This window comes from Streptomyces sp. ISL-11, from assembly GCF_018614525.1.
Classification (GTDB): Bacteria; Actinomycetota; Actinomycetes; order Streptomycetales; family Streptomycetaceae; genus Streptomyces.
Window position 1 is genome coordinate 1 of the sequence record NZ_JAGGOL010000039.1, and the last position, 15,977, is coordinate 15,977.

General features: G+C 69.3%; 15 protein-coding genes and 1 pseudogene. 14 read left to right on the forward strand and 2 right to left on the reverse strand.

All coding sequences use genetic code 11. The features are described from left to right. Positions 1 to 277 (reverse strand): annotated as a pseudogene (locus tag J7E86_RS10665) (hypothetical protein); the annotation flags it as partial. A 268-nt stretch (positions 278 to 545) separates the two neighbouring features. Here J7E86_RS10665 and J7E86_RS10670 point away from each other — a divergent pair. Both J7E86_RS10670 and J7E86_RS10675 read left to right on the forward strand, forming a co-directional pair. Continuing rightward, a complete protein-coding gene (locus J7E86_RS10670; RefSeq protein WP_215081336.1) occupies positions 546 to 1,730 on the forward strand; it encodes an esterase family protein in 1,185 nt (394 codons plus the stop codon). A 320-nt stretch (positions 1,731 to 2,050) separates the two neighbouring features. Continuing rightward, a complete protein-coding gene (locus J7E86_RS10675) occupies positions 2,051 to 2,749 on the forward strand; it encodes a ScbR family autoregulator-binding transcription factor (protein ID WP_215081337.1) in 699 nt (232 codons plus the stop codon). A 25-nt stretch (positions 2,750 to 2,774) separates the two neighbouring features. Here J7E86_RS10675 and J7E86_RS10680 read toward each other — a convergent pair whose 3' ends face one another. After that, entirely contained in the window at positions 2,775 to 3,407 is a 633-nt protein-coding gene (locus J7E86_RS10680) for a TetR/AcrR family transcriptional regulator (RefSeq protein ID WP_215081338.1), read from the reverse strand. Positions 3,408 to 3,995: 588 nt separating this feature from the next. On the opposite strand from J7E86_RS10680, the gene J7E86_RS10685 reads away from it, so the two are divergent. The 12 genes from J7E86_RS10685 to J7E86_RS10740 all read left to right on the forward strand — a co-directional run bounded on the left by J7E86_RS10685 (position 3,996) and on the right by J7E86_RS10740 (position 15,974). Continuing rightward, a complete protein-coding gene (locus tag J7E86_RS10685; RefSeq protein ID WP_215081339.1) occupies positions 3,996 to 4,388 on the forward strand; it encodes a rodlin in 393 nt (130 codons plus the stop codon). A gap of 241 nt (positions 4,389 to 4,629) precedes the next feature. Next, positions 4,630 to 5,166: a rodlin gene (locus J7E86_RS10690; protein WP_308312546.1), complete on the forward strand. Its 537-nt coding sequence runs from the start codon at positions 4,630 to 4,632 to the stop codon at positions 5,164 to 5,166. 84 nt (positions 5,167 to 5,250) lie between these two features. Further along, a complete protein-coding gene (locus J7E86_RS10695) occupies positions 5,251 to 5,544 on the forward strand; it encodes a hypothetical protein (RefSeq protein WP_215081340.1) in 294 nt (97 codons plus the stop codon). A 222-nt stretch (positions 5,545 to 5,766) separates the two neighbouring features. Continuing rightward, complete coding sequence (locus J7E86_RS10700; protein WP_215081341.1) at positions 5,767 to 7,605, forward strand: type IV secretory system conjugative DNA transfer family protein; 1,839 nt, start codon at positions 5,767 to 5,769, stop codon at positions 7,603 to 7,605. 18 nt (positions 7,606 to 7,623) lie between these two features. Beyond that, positions 7,624 to 8,736 carry a hypothetical protein gene (locus J7E86_RS10705; protein ID WP_215081342.1) on the forward strand — a complete coding sequence of 371 codons (1,113 nt, stop codon included), beginning with the start codon at positions 7,624 to 7,626 and terminating at the stop codon, positions 8,734 to 8,736. Beyond that, positions 8,733 to 9,395: a hypothetical protein gene (locus J7E86_RS10710; RefSeq protein WP_215081343.1), complete on the forward strand. Its 663-nt coding sequence runs from the start codon at positions 8,733 to 8,735 to the stop codon at positions 9,393 to 9,395. The genes J7E86_RS10705 and J7E86_RS10710 overlap by 4 nt, the downstream gene beginning before the upstream one ends. After that, positions 9,395 to 9,886: a hypothetical protein gene (locus J7E86_RS10715; protein ID WP_215081344.1), complete on the forward strand. Its 492-nt coding sequence runs from the start codon at positions 9,395 to 9,397 to the stop codon at positions 9,884 to 9,886. The genes J7E86_RS10710 and J7E86_RS10715 overlap by 1 nt, the downstream gene beginning before the upstream one ends. Then, positions 9,883 to 10,842: a hypothetical protein gene (locus J7E86_RS10720; protein ID WP_215081345.1), complete on the forward strand. Its 960-nt coding sequence runs from the start codon at positions 9,883 to 9,885 to the stop codon at positions 10,840 to 10,842. The genes J7E86_RS10715 and J7E86_RS10720 overlap by 4 nt, the downstream gene beginning before the upstream one ends. Positions 10,843 to 11,244: 402 nt before the next feature. Beyond that, on the forward strand, positions 11,245 to 12,534 hold the full coding sequence (locus J7E86_RS10725; protein ID WP_215081346.1) for a conjugal transfer protein: 1,290 nt from the start codon (positions 11,245 to 11,247) through the stop codon (positions 12,532 to 12,534). 52 nt (positions 12,535 to 12,586) lie between these two features. After that, positions 12,587 to 12,820, forward strand: a complete 234-nt coding sequence (locus J7E86_RS10730) for a hypothetical protein (RefSeq protein ID WP_215081347.1) — start codon at positions 12,587 to 12,589, stop codon at positions 12,818 to 12,820. After that, positions 12,817 to 13,404: a hypothetical protein gene (locus J7E86_RS10735; protein WP_215081348.1), complete on the forward strand. Its 588-nt coding sequence runs from the start codon at positions 12,817 to 12,819 to the stop codon at positions 13,402 to 13,404. Before J7E86_RS10730 ends, J7E86_RS10735 begins: the two co-directional genes overlap by 4 nt. Before the next feature lie 8 nt (positions 13,405 to 13,412). Further along, on the forward strand, positions 13,413 to 15,974 hold the full coding sequence (locus J7E86_RS10740) for an ATP-binding protein (protein ID WP_215081349.1): 2,562 nt from the start codon (positions 13,413 to 13,415) through the stop codon (positions 15,972 to 15,974). The last annotated feature ends 3 nt before the right edge of the window (positions 15,975 to 15,977 follow it).

The following is a 15,977-nucleotide window of genomic DNA, read 5'->3' on the forward strand; positions in this document are numbered from 1 at the left end:
GCTCCTCGGGCACCGGCCCGGCGAAGCCGTGCCAGAGGCCGCTGTCGCGGGCCAGCGGGAAGCCGTACGCGCAGCCCACCGGCCCTCCGCCGTCGGCGAGCACCAGGTCGAAGCCCGGGCGCGCGGAGTCCTCGGCGAGGCGTTCCAGGAAGGCGGCGCGGTCATGGGGCGGCGCGCCCGGCGGGCTCCCGTACGCCGCCATGTGCAGATCCGCGAGCTGGTCGCGGTACTGCTCGGCCTGCCAGCGGCTCAACCTGCGCAAGAAGACGTCACCCATGCGCCGTTACTTGCCCAGTGCGGCTCGTACCCACCCACGGGCGGGGCGGGCAACCGGCCCGGCGGCGGGTTCGTCGTCGGTCGCGGCGTCGCGCGGGGCAGGTTTCGCGCCCGGTAACGCCGGACGGCGAGCAGGGCACGAGCAGGCCAAGAGCAGGGTAAGAAATGGGTCCAGGGCAACCCTGTCCGCCCATTTCGGCCTCTTCATCGGTGAGCATCGTTTTACCGAACATGAGTACCCACCACGGGGGCAGGGAGTTGAGAGGCGCATGGGGCTGACCAGCAGGTCACTCTTGTACACGGTGGTATTCGTCGCCGTGCTGTGTGTGGGCCTCACCGTATGGCTCTGGCCGCGGCTCTCCGGGCGCGGCGCGCTCCCCGTCCTCGGCCGGCTCGGCGCGATTCTCACCACCCAGTTGACGATCATGTCCGCGATCCTGCTGGCGGTGAATTCCGCCAATAGTTTCTACGGCAGCTGGGGCCAGCTGATCGGTAAATACGACCGGGCCCCGGGGCAGATCACCCGGGGCGTCGAAGCCGGCGCGGATCCCGCGGTAGACCCCGGCAAGCACGGCAAGGGCGGCGTGGTCCGGCTCTCCGGGCCGGAGGGCGCGCCCAAGACCGGCCTGCCGAAGGGTCCGAAGGAGGAGGTGGGCACGGTCGAGTCGGTGCGCCTCACCGCCCCCCGCGCGAACGTCGCCGAGCCCGCGCTCGTCTATCTGCCGCCGCAGTACTTCCAGAAGCAGTACGAGCGTCAGCGCTTCCCGGTGATCATCGCCATCAGCGGTTACCCGGGCGGCTTCGACAACCTCTCGCAGTACCTCCGGCTGCCGAAGACGGCCGGTGAGCTCGTCTCCGGCAACCGGATGCGGCCGACCGTGATCGTGATGGTCAGGCCGACGATCGCATCGCCGCGTGACACCGAGTGCGTCGACGTTCCCAAGGGCCCTCAGGCGGAGACCTACTTCACCAAGGACCTGCCCGAAATCCTCAAGTCGGCCTACCGGGTGGGCCACCAGCCCAGCGCCTGGGCCGCCATGGGGTACTCCTCGGGCGGCACCTGCGCCCTGGAGCTCGCGATGCGCCATCCCGAGGTCTACCCGGTGGCGGGCGCCCTCTCCGCCGACTACAAGATCAACAACGACCTGACCACGGGCGACCTCTTCGGCGGCGGCGAGGACGGCGAGCGGCGCAAGCGCGAGCACAACCTGATCTGGCGCCTGAAGAACATGCCCGTACCGCAGGCGACGGTGCTCGTCACCAGCAGCGAGAAGGGCGAGAAGAACTACAAGGAGACGCTGAAGTTCCTCAAGGCCGTCAAGGAGCCGATGCGCGCCGACAAGATGATCCTGCCCGAGGGAAGCCACAACTTCACGACTTGGCGACGCGAGGTCGCTCCCGCGTTGGAGTGGATGAGCAAGCAGATGACGTTTCCGCAGGACGTCAACAACTAGGCGGTGCGCGGCGGGGCTTCGGCTGCGGATTGTCTTTGCCGCCTGCGGCGGCGGGCGCCCTGCGGGCGCGTCCTCAATCGCCGGACGGGCTGACATCGGCTGAGCCCAGCCACAATCAAGCCTGTCCGGCGCTTGAGGACACCGCCGCGCAGCGGTGGTGCGCACGACACGGCCCGCAGCGCCTGCTCACATGATCCGCCGGACACGGCACAGGCCCGCCCGGTCGGAGACGATGGCTGGTTCGCTCTCCTCCCTCGGCGCGGAGTGCTGCATACGCTCGACGCCGTGCGATGGCCCCCCATCGATTCGGAGGCGGAACCGTGGTGAAGCAGGACCGGGCGATCAGGACTCGGCGGACGATCCTGGAAGCGGCCGCGGTGGTGTTCGACGAACGGGGCTATGACGCCGCCACCATCAACGAGATCCTCGCGCGCGCCGAAGTGACCAAGGGCGCCCTGTACTTCCACTTCCCCTCCAAGGAGGAGCTGGCCCACGCCGTGGTCGACGCCCAGGTCTCGGCCACGCCGGTCCGGCCCGCGCTGGCCGGCTCCTCCAGGATGCAGGAACTGGTCGACCTGGGAATGATCTTCGCCCACCGGCTGCTGACCGACCCGGTGCTGCGCGGCAGCGTGCGGCTGACCATGGAGCACAGCTCCACGGCGCCCGGCCGCAGCGGCCCGTTCACCGGCTGGGCCGAGCTCCACACCCGGATCCTCACCGAGGGCAAGGAGCGCGGCGAGGTACTGCCGCACGTCGTCCCGTCCGAGGTCGCCGAACTGATCGTCGCGGCGTACGGGGGGATCAACGCCCTCTCGCAGACGGTCTCCAGCAAGGCCGACCTGGAGCGCCGGGCGATCGTGCTGTACGAGCACCTGCTGCCCAGCGTGGCCCTGCCGGCGGTGCTGGCCCGGCTCGATATCGCGCCCGGACGCGGGGCCAGGGCGCTGGCCGAGCTGGAGCGGCAGCGCAGTGTGCCGGGGCCGGAGCGGCGCGCGGCCGCTCCGGCCGGGGCCGTCTGACCCGCGGTGGCGCGGGCGCGCGCGGTCAGCCGGTGGGGACGCCCTCCGCCGGGCGGGCCGCGGAGGCCGCGAGGTCCGTGGAGGCTGCCGTGTCCGTGGAGTCCAGGGTCTCCAGGGCGACCTTGAGGAGCGCCTGCCGCTTGCGCTCGGCGCTGCCGCCCAGGGCGTCCAGCGTGAACGCCCCGAAGTGGACGGTCAGCAGGGCGCTGGAGACGCGGATGTGGGTGTCGAAGCCGATGTCGCCGGAGTGCATCAGCCGGGAGATGTTCTCCACGCGCTCGCGGAGGGCCTGGCCGATGGCCAGGTCGCGCAGGGTCGCCTGGTTCTCCTGGAGGATGTGGTAGATCGGCATCGCCGACTTCAGTGCCGTGCTGTACCGGCTCAGCAGCTCACGCCTGGTCTCCAGGCCGGGTGGCTGTTCCTTGGCCCAGGCGATGAGTTCGTCGACCGGCCGGCCCAGGTCCTCGGAGATCGCGCCCAGGATGTCCTCCTTCGTCTTGAAGTGGTAGTACAGCGCCGCCTTGGTGACGCCGAGCTCCCCGGCGATCTCCCGCAGCGTCGTTTTCTCGTAACCACGTGAGACGAAGAGGTCCAGGGCCGTTTTCTGGATGCGCTCACGGGTGTCGCTCCTGCGCGCCTGAGGGGTGCTGCTGCCCATGGGTCTCTCCCGCTGTTGTCGTGATCCTGCAGCCCCGGCCGGCGGGCCCGTCGGCACGTGCGAGTCGCCAACTCGGGCCGCCGCCGCACACGTTAGGGGGCGTGCAGATCATGCCGCAGGAAACGGCCGAGGTGGGGGCCGTAAGAGCGACCCGCGACACCACCGGCACGCAATACGTACATTGTCGTGAGCGGTGTGACCGGAGCCCCGCGATCCGCCTCGATGCCGCCTTGATTCCGCCCCGATTCGGCCCCGATTCCGCTCCGATGACGTCCTGGTGCGGCTCGGTCGGTGGCCGTCCGGTCGTACCGGCTCCTGGCTCCGCCGCCCCGTTGACGCGCGCGTACGGGAACGGCCGGCGGTGCGGGGGCCGCCACTGGAAAGCCGTGGTGACCCCACCCGCCGGAATCCACGGCAGCGTGACACGCATCGAATACCCGGTCATAAATGTGCCAGTCATACGGGTTCCGTCGGGCAGCGCACCGCAATGGCTCGAATGAGTGAAAGCCCGGAACCTCTTTATAGGGTCGGAGTTGTTCAGAACGCTTTCCTCCCAGTGGGGGCGCTACACGATCGAAAGGCATAGACGTGCTCAAGAAGGCATTCGCCACGGCCGCCCTGACGGCTTCCGCGGTCGGCACTCTCGCCGGCCCCGCCCTGGCGATCGGGGACGACGAAGCCGTCGCGAACGGCAACGCTTCCAGGACCGGTTACGGCAACACCAAGACCGGTGGCAAGGAAAGCCCGCAGATGAGCCTGATCCAGGGCACGCTGAACAAGCCGTGCATCGGCATCGGCAAGATCGGCATCCAGTCCCTGATCGCCCTGATCAACATCGGCGTCCAGGACGTCCCGATCCTCACGTCGCAGCAGCAGCAGACCTGCACCGACAACTCCACGATCCAGGACGGCGACGACCCCCTGTCGCACATCCTGTCCGAGATCCCGATCGCGTCGGCCAACGGCTCCGGCAACGGCTGACCGAGGCCACCGGAAGTCCGGCAGGTCCACGGCCGCGGGTGTGCGGGCCCCGCGGCCGGGGGCCTTCCCTTTTTCGTCGCGTTTCTCCGAACCGATATTGTCCGGCCCGGATCGGGCCTTCCATATTAATTCTGATCGGGTCGCGGTGGTGGGCTGAAGGGGTGAGGGTCAATAACCTTCGCGCCCCTTGTGAGTTATCCAGAGCGCTCCCGTATCTCGTCGACCAGAGCGAAGGAATAGCGTGATCAAGAGAGTAGTGGCCACAACGGCGCTCGTGGCTTCCGCGGCCGGCGTCTCGACCCCGGCTATGGCGGTCGGCGACGGGCACGCGGTAGCGAACGGCAACGGCTCGGGCCAGTCGTACGGCAACACCTGGACGGGCGGCTACATGAGCCCCCAAATGGGCCTCATCAACGGCTCGTTGAACAAGCCGTGCATCGGCATCGGCAAGCTGGGCGCACAGTCCCTGCTCGCCCTGCTCAACATCGGTCTCCAGGACATCCCGATCCTGTCCTCGCAGCAGCAGCAGACCTGCACCGAGAACTCGACGATCCAGGACGGCGACGACCCGCTGTCGCACATCCTGGACCAGATCCCGATCCTCTCGGACAACGGCTCCTGGAACAGCGAGCACCACCACCAAGGACGCCACCGCGGCCGCCATGACGGCGGTCCCCGTCACCACGACGGCGGTCACTACGGCCACCACGACGGCGGCCATCACGACGGAGGTCGCCACGACGGCGGCCACCACGACGGGCACCACGACAAACGCTGATCCGCGCCGTACGCACCGAAGCCGCCCCCGGCACGCGCCGGGGGCGGCTTCGTGTCGTGGACCGGCTTCGTGTCGGGGAGCGGCTTGACGTCGTGGAGCCTGGAGGTCCTCGTGAACGACAAGGTCCTCACCCTGGAGAAGAACGACTTCCTGGCCGTTCCACCGCGCATGCCGCACGCCTTCGCCCCCGCCACCGGCCACTCCGCCGACGCCGTGGTCGTCTTCACGCCCGGCATGGGTCGCTTCGGCTACTACCGCCTGCTGGACCGGGTCGCCCGCGGCGAGGCGAGCGTGGAGGAGATCAAGGAGTCCTCCGAGCGCTTCGACAACCACTACGTCGACAGCCCGGTCCGGCGCGCGGCCGGCGCCGCCGCGTGACCGTCGCCGCGTACCCCCTCATTACGTAACCCATCGCGGCATAACCGGCCGTCCTTACGCAACCCCGCCGCGGCCGCGGCGGGGCTTCGCCGTGGCCGCGTAACGGGTTCGCCGCAGTGGCCCCCTGGGCCCCCGCCTCGAACGCGTGCCTTGTCGTACAGAGGTGTTAACGTCGCAGCGATCTGAAGAGATCGCATCAAGCAAGGGACGGGGGTCCACGGCGTGGCACGCGCGCGCGAAGTGGGACGCAAGCACGAGAGCGGCGGACCCAAGGGAGAGGTGGCCCTCTTCACGGGAGCGGCGGTGCTCGTCGCCGTCGCCGCCAGCTGGCACCTGGCCGTCTGGCTGACGGCCGACCACATGGCCCTCTCGAACGTCCTGGCCACGGCCGCCGCGCTCCTGGCGCACAAGCCCCTGGCCGGGCTCGGCGACGGCATCGAGCCGGCGTCCGCCGCCGTCACCGTCGCCACCTGGCTGGGTCTGCTGTTCGGCCCGGTCCTGATCGTCGTGCTGGGGGTACGGGCCCACCGCCGCCGTAACCGCGGCGCGGGCGGCGAGGGCCTCGCCTCCGCGTCCGAGGCCCGCCACATGCTCGGCGAGGCCCGCGCCCGCGCGGCCGCCAAGATGACCCGCGCGACGTCGTTCACCGGCGCCGACGGCCGCTACGACGCCAAGGCCGCGGCGCGCGCCGAACTGCGTGAGGTCGGCTGGCTGCTGGGTACCCAGCTCGGCAGCGGGCAGCCGCTGGTGGCCACGCCGGAGGACTCGGTCGCGGTCATCGCCCCCTCCGGCGGCGGCAAGTCCCGGAACGTCGTCATCCCCGCCTGCCTCGACGCCCCCGGGCCGCTCGTCGTCACCTCCACCCGCGCCGACGTCCTCGACGTCATCGCCGAACCGCGCTCCCGGCTGGGCCGGGTGTGGGTCTTCGACCCGCTCGACACCGTGGGCTGGCCGCACCGCATGGTGTGGGACCCGGTGGCCGGCTGCCAGGAGGGCGAGACCGCGACGGCGCGGGCCCTGTCGTTCTCCGTCGGCATGGGCGCGGACGACAGCTCCTCCAGCAACGGCGGCTTCTTCCAGCAGACCGCCTCCTCCGCGCTGACCCGCCTCCTCCACGCGGCGGCCCTCGAAGGCAAGACCATCGAGCACGTCATGCGCTGGGCCACGAACCTGGAGAAGGCCAGCGAACCGCGGGCCATCCTCACCGACCACCCCAACGCCGAACCCGGCTGGGACGTCCTCCTCCGGTCCGTGTCGACGGGCGCCGACGAGACCGTCGCCTCGACCCGCCAGACCCTCGCCGCCCAGATCGAACCCCTCGCCCTGCGCAAGGTGCTGCGCTGCGTCACCCCGCAGGAGGGCGTGCCGACGTTCGACCCGGACGCGTTCGTCGCCTCCCGCGACACCCTCGTCCTCATCAGCGACTCCAACGCGTCGACGAACGTCTCGCCGCTGACGACGATGCTGCTGGGCGAGGTCGTCGACGCCGCGAAGCGCCGCGCACCGCGCCTGCCGTCCGGCCGGCTGGACCCGTTCCTGCGCCTCGTCCTGGACGAGGTCGCCAACGTCGCCCCGCTGCCCAAGCTGCCCTCGCTCGCCTCCGACGCCCGCGGCTACGGCATCCACATCGTCTACGCGCTGCAGTCCCTGGCCCAGGCCGTGCTCCGATGGGGCCAGCACGAGGCCGACACGCTCCTCGACAACGCCGCGGCGACCCTCGTCATGGGCGGTCTGAAGGACGTCGAGGCGCTGCGTCGCTTCTCCGAACTCGTCGGCGAGGCAGAGCTCACGGAGATATCGACCTCGCGCGACAGCCAGCGCCTCTTCGGCTACGGCACCTCCGAGGTCGAGCGCGAGCGCCGCATCCTGCGCCCCGAGGAGATCCGCCAGCTCCCGCACGGCCAGGCGCTGCTCCTCTTCCGCGGCGCGCCTGGCGTCATCGCCGAGCTGCTGCCGTGGGACCAGCGGCGGGACGGCCAGGCGCTGCGCGCGGGCGAGCACGCGACCCGGTCGTCGCGGATCGGACCGCCGCCGGTGGAGATCACGAGCGCGCAGGGCTGAGAAGGACGGTAGGGAAGCGTGGAAGAACAACTGCGGGATGAACAACTGCGGGATGAACAGCTGCGAGAAGAACTGAAGGCCCTCCGGGAGGAGGTCGAGTCCCTCCGAACGTGGCGCACCCAGTTCGAGGCGGCCGTCAAGGACTTCGCGTCGAGCATCAGGGCGAACCAGACCGAGGTCACGGAGGTCGTGGAGGAGGTCATCGACCGGCTGCACGCGGTGGAGGCGGCGTCGGCCCCCGGTGCCGTCCAGGCGGCCGGTGACGGCCACCTGCCGTGGTCGTCGCGCGCCACGGAGGAGGACTGGGCGAACCTCTCCGACTGGATCGACTGGCTGGGCAAGCACTACGCCCCGCAGTTGCACCTGCGCATCTGGCCGTGCTGGCCGCTGCACGGCGGTGTGACCGAGGAGCTCGCCGCCCTGCACGCGGCGTGGCGCGCGGCCGCGGAAGCGGACGCGGATCCGGCGCGCGAGGGCAGCGACCTGGCGTACTGGCACCAGATGTGGCTGTGGCCGACGATCGAGCGCATCCGTCAGCACTACATGTTCAGCGAGTGCGAGACCGACCACGCGACCGACCGCCCGGGCCGGCCGACGGACCCGTCCGCGCTGAAGGCGCGGATGGCGGAGGCGACGGCGGAGCGCGGCCGGCAGGAGAACGAGCGGTACGCCTTCTTCGCGGAGGCGTCGGCGGCCGACGCGGCGGAGCGGCCCGACGCGCTCTGGCGCTGCGAGGGCGAGGCATGGGAATTCCTCTCCCTCCTGGACTGGGAATGGCACGCCACCGAGGACGTCCCGAAGCGCGAGAGCCTGCACCCGATCCCGGCCGAGCGCGCCGCCGAACTGGGCGCGGACCGGCAGAGCTGGGTGACGTACTGGGCGCGCTACACGGACGAGGAGGACTGGCGCGCGGGCGAGGGCCCGACGACGGTCGTCCGGCGCCGCACCAGCCCTGAGCGCATCTACGACGAGGCGTTCAAGAGGAACAACACCTGGGGCCCGACCGCCTCCGTCTACGAATTCTTCGACGCCCGCCCCTCCAATCCCCCGCACCTCGTCGGGATCGATGTCCACGAGGCCGAGCGACTTCTCCACAGCCTCCGCGGAGTGACGGGAGCCACCGAGCTGTGAGCACCACCGATACGAAGGCATGGCGTGACGACGCCGAGCCGCACCTCGCGCTGACCGAGGAGGAGAACCGCGTCGTCACCGCGCGCTGGGAAGAGGCACGAGCGGCGCACAAGCGGCTCGACGAGGTCATGGACGGCCTCTACCGCGAACTGGCCGCCGCCAATGGCGCCAAGCTGGAGGGAAAGCAGTACCGCATCAAGGGCCTGCTGGCCCTCCGCCGAAAGGCCGCCGCGGAACTGGACGAGGGCGTCCCGGCCGAGAAGTTCGTGAACAAGGTCAACGACCTCAACCGCTACACCCTGACCTTCCAGCCGGAGCACTACACGGAGGGCGTCCGGCGCACGTACGCGTTGCTGCACGAACAGGGCTTCGTCATCCTCCCGGGATTCGAGCGCAACAGCTGGGAGGACCCCGTCTACAAGGGCTTCCACGCGTCGTGGCAGCAGCCGGACGGCACGCTCAAGTTCGAGATCCAGTTCCACACACCCGCCAGTTATTCGGCGAAGACGGAAAACCACCTGTTTTACGATCTGTACCGCTCGCGGCACGTCCGCCGCTCACTCGCCGGCGAGGAAACCACGTCGCGGCGACACGAAGAGGCAGCGAAGATCGTGCAGGCCGAACGGTACGGCCGAGGCCCGGAGAAGGAGAGCAACTGATGAATGACGCGTATGAGTACTTCGTGAAGGCGGCCCCGCCTTACACCGAGGAGCGGCCTTCGAGCCTTTGGCGGCGTTCGGGGGAGCAGTGGGAGTATCTGTCGCTGTTCGACTGGGAGTGGCACAACGTCAAGGACACTACGGTCGGAACTCCTCCGGCGGCGGATTCGCTGTACCCGGTGACGGCGGGGCGGGCCGCCGAGCTGGAGGCCGACCGACAGCCCTTCGTTCGCTACTGGGCCCTCTTCGTAGATGAGGAGGACTGGAGGGCCGGCGAGCCGCCCACGACCGTCGTCCGGCGGCGCCGCAGCCCCGAGGATCGTATGGATGAGTCGTTCCAGGAAGGTGACGTCTGGGGACCCACGAATGCCGTCTTCGAGTCCCGGGACCTGCGCACGTCCAATCCGCCTTACCTGAAGGAACTGGGTGCGGATGAGGCCGAGGCACTGCTGCAGGAGTTGTTCGGCCTGACGGGAATCACTGAGCTGTGAGCGAGCAAACGGGGGCCTGGGAGGGCGAGGGGTACAAGCTCAGCCCGGAACAGAATCGCGTCATCACCGAGCGGTGGGAGAAGGCCGCCGCCGCGCGAGGGCGCCTGGACGCCATGATGAAGGGTGTCCAGGAGGAAACGGCTCGGTCACACGGTGGCAGGTTGCAGGGCCTTGAGTATTCGCTCAAGGACGTGGATTCGTTCCGGCGCAAGGCTGCCACTGCTGTCAAGGACAAGCGACTCCCGGTCGAGAAGACAGCACGTAAGGTCAACGACCTCAACCGCTACACGCTGACCTTCGAGCCCGATTCCTATACCCAGGGCGTGGAGCGGACGTACGAACGACTCCGCGAGTCCGGGTACGAACCGATAGCGGAGAAGAACACCTGGCAAGACCCGGTGTACAAGGGAATCAACACCTCTTGGCAGCACAAGGAGTCGGAGGAGAAGTTCGAGCTCCAGTTCCACACTCCGGACAGCTTCGAGGCCAAGATGGAGAATCACGAGCTGTACGAGATCTCCCGCGGCAAGGAACTCGATGAGCTCGCCCAGGGGAACGATGAGTTGGCGGAGTCCTATCGGGACGCCGCCAACCACCTGCAGAACGAGCGGTACAAGAAGGTCAAGGTGCCGCCGGGCCAGGAGCGGATCGGCGAACAGCTGATCCGGGACGAGCTCAATTCTCGTGTTCCTCTCGAGCACGTGGAGCTCATCCGCCAGAAGGAAGCGGAGAAGCGGGCCGAGAACCTTGCCAAGGCCCCTGCCAAGGTGCCGGAGCAGAAGCAGGCGGAGCAGGCCACCCTCCAGGCCGACGGTCTCGTACGGTTCGAAACTCCCGACCTGCGCCACAAGCTGACAACGAGGCCGACCCCGGAAACGCCCCGGCGGGACTCCGAGGCACCGAGCATCGACCCGCTGCCGAGGCAGTCGCGCGGCCGTGGCCCATCGCTGAGGTGATCACCGGCATTACGGCGTTGTGAGACCCTCCGCTGCCCAGCGGGCATGGCAGGCGACGCACGTCGGTACAAGGCCGTAGGGCCGGCGGCCCCGCCCATTTCCGCAACAGGTTGGCTACAAATAGTCCTTTCGTGTGTCCCCGACCAATGGCTGTCGATGGCCGAATCGGCGTCGTTCGACCGGTGTTCCGGGGCGGTGCTGTCGTTCGGTCGTGACCTGGGACACGGAGGTGTTCCTCGGTCACACCGAACCGTCCGCATTGTCGTGAATTCGGGACTGGGTCAAGGGTCCGCAGTCGTTCGGATCTGAACGGTTGCGCTCAAATGAAGTTGTTTGACGATCAGAAATAGGCCAAGTACTGTCCTGCCACTCAGGCCTAGCACGGGGGAAGGGTCACCAGGGTTGAGCACGTTCAAGACGGTCATGCGGCGGATTCTGAATCTGCCGGAGCCGCGGAGCGATAAGAGCGCGGCCACCCCGCCCGCCGACAACGCACCGGCGCAGCAGGCCGCGACGGCCCCGGTCCCGCCGCATCCCCAGCCCGGCCCGGCACCCGCGGCCGCTCCGACGGGCCCTCAGCCCGCCGCTCTCCAGCAGTGGGCCGACGCGGCCGCGCGACTTCAGACGCAAACACCGGGGACCCCCGAGCCCGCAGTGGCGGCGACCCCCCAGGCGAGTGCTGCCGGTGGGGCGGACCGGCAACCGCTCTGGCAGATCGAGGACGAGAAGAGCGGCACCCAGTTCCTGGTCAAGGTCGGCCGTGGAGCCCTGTGGGCGGTCGTCGCCCTGGCCGCGATCACCGGCATCCGCTCCTGGTTCTGGGCCCCGGCACCCCCGAAGGCCGACCCGGTTCAGGTCAACAACGGTTCCACCTACCCCGTGCAGGAGGCCCAGGCCGTCGCCGCCCGCTTCGCGCGGGCCTACCTGACCTGGGACGAGGGCGACCCCAAGGCGCGCGCCGACGCCCTGGCGCACGACATGGCCAAGGGGATGGACGCCACAGCGGGCTGGAACACCAAGGGGCACCAGGACGTCCTGGTGGCCCAGCCCGGTCCGGTCTCCGAGGAAAAGGACAAGCGGGCCCGGGTACGGGTCGATGTCCTGGTGAACGGAGCTGCTTCGGCCGACGGCAACAAGTCGGGGGACAAGGACAAGCAGGGCGACAAGTCCAAGGACGACAAGTCCAAGGACAAGAAGGACGAAGCGAAGAAGGACGACAAGGACAAGGACTCCAAGTCGGCCACCGGACCCCGGTGGGTCGGCCTGGAAATCCCGGTCGTCTACACGTCCGGCCGCGTCGTCGTCACGGGCCAGCCCGGCCTGGTGGGTGTGCCGCAGAACGCCCCGTCCGCTCCCGCGCTCACCGCGAAGACCGGTGACAACGAATTCAGTGAGAAGACCCGCGGTGTCGTCGAGGAGTTCTTCGCCAAGTACGCCTCGGGCGAGGCCGAGTCCGTCGCCGCGCCCGGTGCCTCCGTCTCCCCTCTGCCGCCGGGAGTCTCCCTCACCTCACTCCGCAACTGGTCGGTCGAAGAGGGAAGCGGAAGCGACCGCACTGGTGTCGCCACGGTCACGTGGCAGATCGCCGGAGCCGAACTCGAGCAGACGTACCGGGTCAAGCTGACCCGGGTCGCTTCGGCCAAGGCCGAACGCTGGCAGGTCGTGGAGATCCACGGCGGAATGTCCTCCTGACCGGTGCCGGAATCCGGGCCTGTCCGCTCTTATCTCAAGTAAAGGGAACATGATGGAATTCGCGCTGTCCGATGGTAATGAGCTCAAGTCCTGGGTGATTGCCGTAGCCGGGAACATCTTCCTGATCGTGCTGGCGGTCCGGGCGATCGGCCACTACGCGAAGCGTGAATGGGGCGAGCTGCTCGCCCACTTCATAGCGGGCGTCGTCGTCGCCGGTTTCGTCTACTCCTCGGACAGCGCCAAGGGCATGCTCACCGCGATCTGGACCAAAGTGGCGGGGGCATGAGGGTAGGGCATACCTTCACCCGCCACTTCGACCTGGAGACACGGCAGCACGAGCTGCTCGGCATGGACCTCGGCGAGGGCCCGTCACGACGGGTCCTCGTCACGGGTGCCGTGGTCTACGCGGTCTGGATGGGCGGACTCTTCCTGATCTTCGGCTGGCCCTCGCAGGTCTTCTTCACCCTCTACTTCGCGCCGCCGGCCCTCGTCACCTTCTACGGATCCCAGCGGTCGCGACGCAATGAGCGGCGCTGGAACCTCACCCAGTGGGCCCTTACCGTCCGGTACTTGACGGTAGGCCACCGTCCGGTCATCAACGGGGGGCGCCGCGCGGCGGACCGGTCCGAGTGGCTACCGCTGCGGGCCCGCCTCGGCGAGAAGGCCGACGATGCCTTGACCATCCCCGGTATGGGGGCGTTCGACAAATTCCTGGGCGGTGAGGAGCCGCAGCGGATGTCCGGCCGCGCCGTGCCGCTCGACGCCCGCCCCCGGCTGTACGGGCCGGACCAGGTCTACCGCGCGAGGTCGCGCAACCACTCGTCCAAGAAGGCACCGGGCGGCGGCCGCAAAGGCCGGAAAGGTACTTAAGGTACGCGATGAAGATCATGAAGAGCATCGCCCGTTTCCTGGGCGTCGACGGTGACCGGTCCGCCCCGCCGCCCCGCTACGTGGCCCTCTCGGACGGGCTGGTCATCACGGAGACCCACGCCGAGGCGTGGTACCTGCTGGGCAGCTCCAACACCGACCTGATGTCGGAGGCTGCCCGGGACGCCGAGCAGGACCAGGCGAGCAGCGCCCTGGCCCGCACCCTGGCCGGCCACGACTGCCACCTGAAGATGCTCTGGTCGCCGCTGAACGCCGAGGACTACCGAACCGAGGCGGAGACCCTCTTCTCGGCGGGCGACTACGGCTCGTGGGCGGACCTGCGCGTCAGTCGCCTGGAGGAGCTGGAGCTGCCCACCCGCATCCTGCTGCTCGGCGTACGGATATCCGAGCGCGCCAACCAGGCCAAGGCGCGCGGGAGCCGGGGCGCGCAGGACGCCCTGGGCATCGGATCGACATCCGTGTCGCAGAAGGAGATCGCCCGGCTCGACGCCCTCGCCCGGCGCCTCGGCCGTCAGCTGGAGACCACGCCGTGGAAGGCGCAGCCGGCCACGGTGGAGGTGCTGGCCTGGATGATCGCGCGGGAGCAGCGCCGCAGCACGCCGCTGCCCTCTCCCGACGAGAAGGGAATGATCAGCGGAGCGAAGCTCGCCCAGCTCACACGCGGTCGCGTCCTCCCTTACCCCGACCACGTCCGAGTCCTCGACCAGCGCGGCGAGACGGTCGGCTGGAGCGCGGTCCTCACGATGGACGGCTTCCCGGAGGAGATGGAGTCGCCGGGGCCGGGCGAGTGGCTGAGATCCGTCGCTGAGATCACGTACGTCCCCGAGCTCACGGACGACGACGAGGCCGAGGACATCTCGGCCCTGCCGGTCAACCCCGAGCCCTCCGTCCGCTTCAAGGTCCTCCACAAGCGCGACGCCCTCAAGCAGATCGACGAGGTCCGCCGCCTGGCGAAGGAACAGCGGCAGAGCGCGGCCAAGCACTCCGCCGGTGAGACCGCGCAGGAGATCGAGGAGACCGAGGAGACGATGACGTCCCTCTCGCGCGACATGAAGCGCGAGGACGTGACGCTGCTCGAGGACCATCCCCGTCTGATCGTCAGCAGTGACGTTTCCCTGGATGACCTGCGCAGCCGCTGCGACGCCGTCATCGGCTACTACGGCGGCGTCGGCATCGAGGTCAGCGTCGCTGCGGAGGAGCAGCGCGAGCTGTGGCTGGAGGCCCAGCCCGGCGACATGCTGCGCGTGCCGGACCTGATGCACACCCGTACGGTCGGTGCCTTCGCCGGCTCGTGGTTCTGGGGAGGCGCCTCGGTCGGTGACGACACCGGCCCGGTGATCGGCTACCTGACCGGTTCGACGCCGGGCGTCGTCCGCAACGACCTCACCGGTGGTTCCGAGCGCGGTGACGCGACGACGACCGCGTTCATCGGGCGAAGCGGCCGCGGCAAGACGACCGCGATGATGCTGTCCCTGCTGGACTCCGGCTTCCGCGGCTCGTTCGTGCTGGCCCTGGACTTCAAGGGCGACATGGGCGGCCTGGTCTCGGCCGGCCAGCGGTACGGGCTCAACGCCCATTTGATCGAGACGGGCTCGCAGTTCGCGGGCGTCGCCGACCTCTTCACCCTGCTGAGCGGCGAGAGCGCCGAGCGCGCCCAGACCGAGGTCCCGGCGCAGCTGGGCATCGCGCTGCCGCAGCACCTGCGGATGCGCGGTGCGGAGACGCCGATCCAGAGTGCGGTCAACGAGTGCATCGCCGAGGGCGACCCGGCGACGTGGAAGGTCATCGAGCGGCTGCGGCGGTCGCCCGACGAGCTGACGCGCGAGACGGGCGACGCGCTGTACGAGCTGTCGCTGACGGGCCTGGGCGCGCCGTTCATGGGCAAGCCCGTCGGGGCGTCCCTGATCACGCCGACGCCGGGCATCTGGGTCGTCCAGGTCCCGGGCATCACCCTGCCGTCGCCCGACGACTCCCGCGACGACTGGTCGGTGCACCAGCGCCTGTCCGTGGCGCTGGTCCACTCGCTGCTCGCCTACGGCATCAGCTTGGCCGGCCGTAAGGACCTGCGCGGCCTGCGCAAGGTCGTCGCGGTGCCCGAGGTGCACGTCCTCACGGCCACGCGCGAGGGCAGCTCGTTCCTCCAGTACATCGCCCGAGTGGGACGTGCGCTGCACACCGCCCTGGTCGTGGACACCCAGGACCCGGAGTCGCTGGCGAGCCTCACCGGTCTCGTCGAGCAGATGACGACGGTCTTCGGCTTCCAGCTGACGACGGGCGACCAGCAGGACGCGATGGCGGCCCTGCTCGACCTGCCGAAGGGCGCCCATACGCGCCAGCTGATCCAGGCCATCGGCGTCGACGTGACGCAGGAGATCCGGCACGGCCACTGCATCATGCGCGACCGCCGCTTCAGCAGCGCGACGGTCCAGTTCGACGTGCCCTCGCTGGAGATGCTGCAACTGCTGAACACGACGCCGAGGACGGACAGCGGCGGCATGGGGGAGAGTCCGGCGTCCATGAGCAAGTCCGCATACGAGGAGGTAGGCGCGTGAGGA

Excerpts from the sequence above, each read along its gene's own strand:
- J7E86_RS10670 (WP_215081336.1), top strand. The coding sequence starts at position 546 with ATGGGGCTGACCAGCAGGTCACTCTTGTACACGGTGGTATTCGTCGCC.
- J7E86_RS10680 (WP_215081338.1), bottom strand. The coding sequence starts at position 3,407 with ATGGGCAGCAGCACCCCTCAGGCGCGCAGGAGCGACACCCGTGAGCGC.
- J7E86_RS10715 (WP_215081344.1), top strand. The coding sequence starts at position 9,395 with ATGAATGACGCGTATGAGTACTTCGTGAAGGCGGCCCCGCCTTACACC.
- J7E86_RS10730 (WP_215081347.1), top strand. The coding sequence starts at position 12,587 with ATGGAATTCGCGCTGTCCGATGGTAATGAGCTCAAGTCCTGGGTGATT.
- J7E86_RS10735 (WP_215081348.1), top strand. The coding sequence starts at position 12,817 with ATGAGGGTAGGGCATACCTTCACCCGCCACTTCGACCTGGAGACACGG.
- J7E86_RS10740 (WP_215081349.1), top strand. The coding sequence starts at position 13,413 with ATGAAGATCATGAAGAGCATCGCCCGTTTCCTGGGCGTCGACGGTGAC.